We start from the raw sequence: 7789 nt of genomic DNA, 5'->3' as shown, positions 1-7789 counted from the left end.
CAACTGGCTGGGCGCTGAGGCCCGGTGTGGTACGTTGCCGAGCAGGAAACGCGGACTTGCCCTATGACGCAACGTAACTTACTACTGCTTTAGGCCTTCTAATAAGATGGGGAATAACCTACCCGTTTTGGCAAGAATGCCGATGTATACCAAGAAACAACCTATACTAATTGGTAGTAAATTGGAAATTTGGATGTAAAAACAATGTCAGACCCTTCAGAGCAACCGATCGACGTTATGCTTGCCGACAACAATCCACTGGTGTTGTCGGCCATGTCAGAGATTTTTGAGCGCGATCCGCGATTCTCTCTGGTTGCTACATCTGCAACCGCCGAAGGCTTCCTGGGCGCGGTCATGAGAGTACCGGTAAAGGTCTGCGTGATTGCCTGGAATTTGCCGGTTCTGGGTGCTGCCAAACTGATCGAGGTTTTGCGTGAACAGGAAAACGCACCCCGTTTTGTCGTCTACGGCGATGAGACAGGAGATGTTCCGCGCCTTGCAATGCAGGCCGGCGCAGCGGGGTTTGCTTCGCGGTCTGGTGAGGTTGAGCGCCTGTTGGAAACCTGCGCAGACGTAGCTGTCGGCAAAATGGTGTTCCCATTCATCGACGTTCGGAAAATGCAGAGAGACCCGATCCATACCCTGTCACGTAAAGAGCGCATCATACTTGAAGCACTGGCCAAGGGCTTATCGAACCGCGATCTTTCGAAAGACCTGCAAATCTCAACCAACACGGTGAAATTTCACCTGTCCAATATATATGAAAAGCTCTCAGTCAAAAATCGGACTCAAGCGATTGCATTCTTCTACTCTTCTGGCGCAGCCTCAGATTAATTGAATTGCGCCAATAGCCGGGCGTGTACTATCGAACACGCAATATCTTGGTGTAAGTGAAACTATGTTAAATTCCATGATTTCGAAGCACTCTACCTAACCTCGGGATCAATTTCTCAAAGACGAAGGCGCGCCGTGGGAGATAGCTCTACCACCTTCAACCCACTGTCGGATGCGACGCTTACCTGTCCGTTGTTCCACGCATAGACAAGCACCACCGTTTTGCCAGTGTGGGCATCCTGCACCTCAATGATCGGTTCGGCTCTTTTCGCGCGCTCGCTTGTTTGCTGTGTCTGCATTTTTGTTCCTTGGTAACCTGCAGGCCCATTCCTCAAAACCCAGCGTCAAGCGAAGGGTAGGGGATTTTCGACTGTTCGATTTTGCGATCTACCCCGGGAAATGAAGCGGGATATAGCTCAACTTATAGCTGAGTATCTCGGCTCGTTGACAATCGCACGAAACGAAACGACACAGGACGAAATAGAACGAAACGAAAGCGTGGAAGCCATTGACCAAGCGAGGGAAATATTTTGTTCCTCCGCCGAAAAACGGCAGCGACATCAAAGAGCTCTTTAAGTACTTGATGTCTGTCGGCGCTGGTCTTCCGACCGATGAGACAGGATTACCTGTAGGCTCCTGGACACCAGAGCTTCTTGCCAGCACCATCTCTCAATTCGAGTCCAACAAAATGGGCGTAGACCTTCGGACCGTCCAGCATTGGTTTCAGGACAATGACAAAGGTATTAGCGCGGACAACATTCATTGGTTGGCGCGCATCTTTGGTTGTGACAATCCTGAGGCCATCACGGCGTGGAGGGCGGAACTCAATGCTGCCAACAGACGATTGGCAGCAAAGCGAAGAGAGACGCGGAGTGCTCAAAAGCGCGGAGCGAACCACTCTGATGGTGCTTCCAAGGGCGATCAAGATGAGATTGCGAATACAAGGAACCGCGACAAGGGGGTAGAGCCGACGAAAATCCCGGGATTGGCCGGACGAACGGAGGCGATGTTCAGTGCTCATTCTTCATTAGGCTTGCCAGCCGTGGTATTCGCTGCTGCCACCGCTTTGGGGCTGATGTCGTTTTCATTAAACGTCCACAGCATTCTATTCGCACTTCCGTCCGGAACCACAAAGCAAGTCGGTTTTTTGTGGGCCCCAAATTGGAATGTTGTTTTCCTTTTACTTCTGCCAATCTACTTCGCCGTGTTGATCAATCTGCTAAGGCAGTGGAAAGAAGATTGGCGACCTGACTTGGTGATGAGGTCCAATTCAACGCCACCACAAACAAGTTGGGCAAGCAGGGTTGCGGCGATGTCCTATGTGTATTGGGCGGTATTTGTTGTGACCGTTTTGATAGCCTCGGCTTTCAACTGGGTGGAAACACATCTGATCCCGTTGCTGTCTGGGGATGCTGGGAACTGGCCGGTCGACTGGGGAAGAATTGCGATCTTCCAACCTGATCTGGTTTCAGTTCCGAACGCCATTGTTTTCTCTGGGCTCGTCTTTCTGCTGAATGCTTTTGGGTCCTATCTGTTTTTTGCCGGCTTGATCGTCCTCTATACGCTCACCGATGATTTTGTCGATTTTTCTACGGGCCTCGCCCACGACAGGGCTGAAGAACAGCGGCGATGTCTAGCAATGATCGGCGACGCCCTGATTATTGGAGTTTTTCGGTGTTGTTCACTGGGCCTGACGATCACCATCTTGATGAAGCTTCAGGCCAGCTTCCTGCTCTCGGACGGCAAGGACATCGTTGGTTGGCTGGCAGCCGATCTACTGACTCCTTTTTGGCGTAGCGGCTCGCATTTGAACGGGTACGGCTTCCACCAGAATGTGCCGGGTTTCTATTACAGCCTCTTCTGTCTGCTTGTGATTTTCGCAGTGTTTGTGATCTGCACAACCAGAATACGTAAAGCGGTTACGAACCTACGCCTGCTGAAAGGCGAGAACGCGAAACGACTGTCCCTGAGGATGATGTACGGGGTCCTGCTCCTTCTGACGGTGACCTATATGCTCATTGGAGTGTTTCCCGGCTTCACGGTCCTTTTGATTGCCGCCCTGGTCTTGGCTGCATGTTTCCTTACACGTCCCACCTTAGGTTGGCTGAACGCAACAAAAACGAGAGAATTAGATGCTTAAGACGATTGCTCTGGAAAAAGCCCCCATTCATCCCGATGTCGCGGAAGGCCCATCCGATGTGCGCGCCTATTGGGTACTTGCCGATGACAATGTTCGTCTCAGGGTGGCTCATTGGCCAACCGAAAAATCCTTCAAGGGCACTGTCTTCCTGTTTCAGGGGAGAACGGAGAACATCGAAAAGTACGGGCGCACCGTCGAATATCTACATCGCGCTGGTTACACTGCCTTCGCTGTAGATTGGCGCGGCCAGGGACTTTCCGACAGGCTCGCCGAAGATCCGATGCTGGGCCATGTCGTAAGATTCTCTGACTACCAGAAGGACGTTGCGGCCGCGGTAGAAGCGGCCAAGTCTCTCAATCTGCCGCAGCCTTGGTACCTCATTGGGCACTCTCTGGGCGCATGTGTCGGTCTGCGTGCGATAATAGAAGGTCTTCCAGTTTCAGCATGCGCGTTCACTGCCCCCCTGTGGGACATTAACCTGCCGACATTGCAACGGCTCGGAGCATGGCCTCTGTCAGGCGTGTTTCAAGTTCTTGGAAAAGGCGCCACCTATGCTCCCGGCACTCGTGGCGAGAGCTATGTGCTGACAACAGGGTTCGACGTCAACCGACTGACACATGACCCTGATATGTACCAGTATTATCAGAACGTTTCGGAATCCCTGCCTGACCAGCAGATCGGCGGGCCCAGTATGTCTTGGTTGTTTCAGGCCCTCAAAGAAACTCGAGCACTTTCTAAAGTGAAATCTCCCGACATCCCGTGCCTCACGTTCTGTGGCGCTGAAGACGAAATCGTTGCAATCCCTGCAATCAGGGACAGAATGGCGCGTTGGCCCAGTGGGAAATTCGAGCTGATGCAAAACGCGAGACACGACGTTTTGTATGAGGTACCAAGTGTTCGCGAAAACGTGTTGGCTCAAATATGCGAGCTTTTCGGCTCAACGCACAAAGACATGCCGATAGCGTCGAGCACGTAGGCTAGCCGTGTTCTGGCCGCGCTCAGATAGCCACTGTTTGTGTTCACTAGTATGGTACGAGCACATAGTCGTAGCGGCCAAAAATGTCCGACCATTCGACACCCACGCCGCGGAAATAGCTTGGGCATTGCCGACGCAAGGGTAGCCACGCAGGACGCGGGCCAGGCGCGTGATCGGACCAACTGAAACTGGCGTTTTCGTCGTACGATCCGAACTCCATATCCAAACGGGTTTCGCAAGGCCCTTCGCGTTCCCGCACTTTGTAGCTGTAGTGACGGACGTGCCACACCCGTATGGACCTGACGACATCGAAATCAGGAGCTGATAGATTCACTTTTGCCAGAATAGGCTCAGAGAGGGCAGGGGACCCAGCGCCGATAGTTGCCAACAGCTTTTCGCTTATTCCAAGCGGCACCAATTCCAAGGTATCGGAGACATCGAGCGACGACCAAGACTCTTGAGAGTAAATGGCATCTATAACTTGCGGGGTCTTGCCATACGTCCCGGGTAATTCAGGAAGCGGGTTGGCACTTGATGATTTGATGGCATCGAGACGCTGCATGGGTGACATGTCGGCAGAACCCGAGGTTGCGCCCATTGGGCATCGCCAGAGTTGAAGCGGCGGCTCAACCGGCAAGGGGGTGATACGACGGACGAACTCGGCCCGAGCGGCATTGCAATCTGGTGAACTCGGCCACCCTCCAGCAAGGCATAAGAAGATCGCACAGTCGATTGGGTAGGCGTAAGCCGGAGCGGTGAATCCAAGAGTGATAGCTGATGTGCATCCCAGTAGCTTTAGTCGAAACATGGTGTTGTCCTTTCGGCAGCAATGATTTCGGGGATCGTTTGCGCTGATTTCTGCAAAAAAGTTAGATCATCATATTTTCTGTTTTGCAAATTTAAAATTTTGCAATATTGAAATTACTGGATCAGAACTTTCGGAGAATTCGAAAGAATGCAAGAAGTCGTCCTATAGGGGGACGACCATGCCGCACAGAAAGAACTTTCCATTGATCACCCAAGGTGAAGCACGAGACCTTGATGCATCTGGTAAGGACTATGAGTTTCGGTATGACCTAGTCGAGCTTGGGCAAAATGGACGTCCGCAATACATTTGCATTTACCGCTATGACGGTAAGGACAACGTCCTCATCTCCGAGAGGGCGACGTCCCAAGGGGTTGTTCCTCGAAGGCTGTCACTGTTTCCGGGCCTCTTCAATTTTCACAGCCGGTTCAGGCAGGGCAGCGACATTACTCTCCACAACGATCTTACCATCACGACAGATGGTGTGCGGGGGCAGATCAACCTGGATTTCGACAAGGAAGAAGACGAGGACTAAGGTCGCGCCACTTTCGGGACGATCCGAAAGGCGTAGTAAGCAGTTTTCACTAATCGATGTTTTAGACCGAGTCTTTCACGGGATTGGCTTTGCTATTCCAGTAGGAGGGCAAGCCAGGTGAAAAAGCTGCTTTCTCTCACGGCTATACTACTCTGTGCAGCGTTGCTCGCAGATCTGATCGGGCATCAGAAATCGACCTTGCAGGTGTCAGCCGCTGACGTGCTCGTCATTGACGGCGATACGATTGACCATGGCGATGACAGATACCGGCTTGTGGGTTTCGATACCCCCGAAACTTACCGACCCCAATGTGACGCCGAAAAAGCGTTGGGTTTGCGAGCCACGAAACGGCTCACGGAACTCATCCAAACGGTCGGGTACATCGATCTTGAAATCGAAGACGACGTCGACAGGCATGACCGTTTTCTGGCGGTCGGGCGTGTGGCTGGGCAGAACGTCGGGACCATCCTGATTTCTGAAGGTCTTGCACGCCCGTACTCGGGCGGCAAACGCCAGTCCTGGTGCCCATAATTGAAAGACTGAAAACAAGAAAACTGCAGGAGGAAGAAAACTAGATCGAGCAGTTAACGGCCCTGTCGGTTGCGCCAACAACTGACAGGGCCAGAGACGCCCCAAAGCCATCCGGGGCAATTCTCACGCATCAAGAGAAAACCGTAACGATGAAGAAAACAGCAAACCTCGATGCTGTTCCTAAAAAGGACAGCACAGCGGCGGAGTCAATCACATTGGCTTCCGTAGACCAGCACACGCCTCGGCCAGCTCTGAAACCTCTGGCGGGTTCCGAAGATTGTAGGGTGTCAATGTCGGCTAAAACGCCGGGCGATCGCGGCCCGTGTAATCCGTTTTATGGTAAATATCTTGACCTAAACCCCGATAACGGTATCTCGCCGTCGTACGGCAACCTCCGAGATGACCTCTCTTCGATGCATGTGGTGCTACACCGAAGAGAGAATGTGGCTAGGTTCGGTTTGAGCCGCACCTACCACATTTCCGTAAATTGCAATCCACCAGATGCTACGCACCACAAGCTACTCAACCCAACCTATTCAATCCAAATTAAAACCCTTATCGATCACGGATTGGTCAACACGCCTCAGAGCAGTCTGGGGGCTGCAGAATGACCCTGTTTCTGAATGGCACTCCGTTGGTAGTCGACAGCGAAGCGGGTCAACACGCTCTGACGGTGGCGCACAATGCCGGCACACGCGTTCAATGCGGGTGCCGTTCGCCTTCCCCAGAGATGTATATCGCGGCGACCGCTGGCAGGTTCATCGTCAAACGGATGCCCGGGACCGGGCCAGATCACGCAATTGACTGCCCGTCCTTCCTGCCGCCCGAGGAACTATCCGGGCTGGCACAGGTCCAGGCGTCGGCCATCACCGAAGATCCTGATGACGGCACCACCACGCTCAAACTAGGATTTCCGCTGCGCAAGAACAGCACGAGCCGAACTGCACCCGAACAGACTGGTGCAAAGCCAACCGAGGCCAAGGCCGCACCGCGCAAGCTTACGATCACAAGCGTTTTGCATTTCCTCTGGCATGAGGCGGATCTGGGCAAATGGTATCCGAGAATGGAAGGAAAGCGGTTTTGGGGTGTGAACCACCACGCTCTGCGCAGGGCCGCGGCGGCGAAGATCGTCAAAGGTCAGGAGCTGGCCCGCATCCTCTATGTCCCGGAATACTTCAAGCCTGAGAACAAAGGTGAGATTGCAGCCAGACGAAACCAACTCTTCGCCAACCTGCGGCCAGCTGGACGCGGTGCAACTCCTTTCGGTCTGGTGGTCGCGGAACACAAATGGAAGGAACCCACGGCGCACGGGGCGCGGTTCATCTTCAAACATGCCCCGGATTGCGCGTTCTTTGCTGATGCGGAGCTTGCGCAGAAGTTTGAGAACGTGTTCGGGGATCAGCTGCGCCTCGTTGAAGCCATGGGGTCTGGTCATGCCATCGTGATCGCCAGCTTTTCTATCGCCAAGGCGGGTTATCCGGTTCTGCATGAGATTGGCATGATGCTGGTCACGGATAACTGGATTCCGTTTGAAGGCTTGCGCGAACTGGAAGTGCTGAATGCGCTGACCGAACAGTCCCGCGCCTTCCAGAAACAGATGCGGTTCAACCTTCCGGCTGATGCACCAATCGCATCCGCTGTTCTGCTGGACACGCCAGATCCTGTTGCCGTGTTCGTTGCTGATAATCCCGACGACGCCGGTGCGCTGGCACTGCTCACCACCGCCTCGGAAGAAGGGCACTACCCGAGCTGGTGCTGGTTTGACGATGGGCCGATGCGCCCGTTTCCGGATCGTGGTGCGTCCCCCTCCAGCTGCCACTCACGACTCCCGGAGGGGGACGCGGACGAAACCTGGGACAACCCAATTCCAAGCGGAGTGTCTGACGTCAGCGCCAATGGGACAGTTTAGGTCGATTTGATAAGAGAGGGTTTCTGGCTCATCGTAACCGCCAAGGAGTGGAGATGAGA

9 protein-coding genes are annotated in these 7789 nt (G+C 53.5%); 7 read left to right on the top strand and 2 right to left on the bottom strand.

Going from position 1 to position 7789, the window contains the following annotated elements:
- The first annotated feature begins 204 nt into the window (after positions 1-204).
- Positions 205-834 (top strand): LuxR C-terminal-related transcriptional regulator, encoded by a 630-nt coding sequence (locus ACR0EZ_RS25510; protein ID WP_480617627.1) that lies wholly within the window; start codon positions 205-207, stop codon positions 832-834.
- Positions 835-950: 116 nt separating this feature from the next.
- Here ACR0EZ_RS25510 and ACR0EZ_RS25505 read toward each other — a convergent pair whose 3' ends face one another.
- Positions 951-1133, bottom strand: coding sequence for a hypothetical protein (locus ACR0EZ_RS25505; protein ID WP_480617626.1), 183 nt, complete (start codon positions 1131-1133; stop codon positions 951-953).
- Positions 1134-1342: 209 nt separating this feature from the next.
- On the opposite strand from ACR0EZ_RS25505, the gene ACR0EZ_RS25500 reads away from it, so the two are divergent.
- Both ACR0EZ_RS25500 and ACR0EZ_RS25495 read left to right on the top strand, forming a co-directional pair.
- The gene (locus ACR0EZ_RS25500; protein WP_480617625.1) at positions 1343-2974 is read left to right on the top strand and encodes an RcgA family putative transporter; all 1632 of its coding nucleotides are present in this window, start codon (positions 1343-1345) and stop codon (positions 2972-2974) included.
- Positions 2967-3950, top strand: coding sequence for an alpha/beta hydrolase (locus ACR0EZ_RS25495; RefSeq protein ID WP_480617624.1), 984 nt, complete (start codon positions 2967-2969; stop codon positions 3948-3950). Before ACR0EZ_RS25500 ends, ACR0EZ_RS25495 begins: the two co-directional genes overlap by 8 nt.
- 46 nt (positions 3951-3996) lie before the next feature.
- Here the strand turns inward: ACR0EZ_RS25495 and ACR0EZ_RS25490 are convergent, their stop codons facing one another.
- Positions 3997-4512, bottom strand: a complete 516-nt coding sequence (locus ACR0EZ_RS25490; RefSeq protein WP_480617623.1) for a hypothetical protein — start codon at positions 4510-4512, stop codon at positions 3997-3999.
- Between the two features lie 424 nt (positions 4513-4936).
- Between ACR0EZ_RS25490 and ACR0EZ_RS25485 the strand changes: the two genes are divergently transcribed.
- The 4 genes from ACR0EZ_RS25485 to ACR0EZ_RS25470 all read left to right on the top strand — a co-directional run bounded on the left by ACR0EZ_RS25485 (position 4937) and on the right by ACR0EZ_RS25470 (position 7730).
- Positions 4937-5290: a hypothetical protein gene (locus tag ACR0EZ_RS25485; RefSeq protein WP_170717111.1), complete on the top strand. Its 354-nt coding sequence runs from the start codon at positions 4937-4939 to the stop codon at positions 5288-5290.
- Positions 5291-5407: 117 nt separating this feature from the next.
- Positions 5408-5821, top strand: coding sequence for a thermonuclease family protein (locus ACR0EZ_RS25480; protein ID WP_480617622.1), 414 nt, complete (start codon positions 5408-5410; stop codon positions 5819-5821).
- A gap of 149 nt (positions 5822-5970) precedes the next feature.
- A complete protein-coding gene (locus ACR0EZ_RS25475; protein ID WP_480617621.1) occupies positions 5971-6432 on the top strand; it encodes a hypothetical protein in 462 nt (153 codons plus the stop codon).
- A complete protein-coding gene (locus ACR0EZ_RS25470; protein ID WP_480617620.1) occupies positions 6429-7730 on the top strand; it encodes a DUF1173 family protein in 1302 nt (433 codons plus the stop codon). The genes ACR0EZ_RS25475 and ACR0EZ_RS25470 overlap by 4 nt, the downstream gene beginning before the upstream one ends.
- Positions 7731-7789 lie beyond the last annotated feature (59 nt).

This window comes from Ruegeria sp. AK4, assembly GCF_056541025.1.
The sequence above is the reverse complement of the archived record's forward strand: the minus strand, read 5'-3'. Positions and strand labels throughout refer to the sequence as shown.

Coding starts and splice junctions, on each gene's coding strand:
- ACR0EZ_RS25505 (WP_480617626.1), bottom strand. CDS start 1,133: ATGCAGACACAGCAAACAAGCGAGCGCGCGAAAAGAGCCGAACCGATC.
- ACR0EZ_RS25475 (WP_480617621.1), top strand. CDS start 5,971: ATGAAGAAAACAGCAAACCTCGATGCTGTTCCTAAAAAGGACAGCACA.
- ACR0EZ_RS25495 (WP_480617624.1), top strand. CDS start 2,967: ATGCTTAAGACGATTGCTCTGGAAAAAGCCCCCATTCATCCCGATGTC.
- ACR0EZ_RS25510 (WP_480617627.1), top strand. CDS start 205: ATGTCAGACCCTTCAGAGCAACCGATCGACGTTATGCTTGCCGACAAC.
- ACR0EZ_RS25470 (WP_480617620.1), top strand. CDS start 6,429: ATGACCCTGTTTCTGAATGGCACTCCGTTGGTAGTCGACAGCGAAGCG.
- ACR0EZ_RS25485 (WP_170717111.1), top strand. CDS start 4,937: ATGCCGCACAGAAAGAACTTTCCATTGATCACCCAAGGTGAAGCACGA.
- ACR0EZ_RS25490 (WP_480617623.1), bottom strand. CDS start 4,512: ATGCAGCGTCTCGATGCCATCAAATCATCAAGTGCCAACCCGCTTCCT.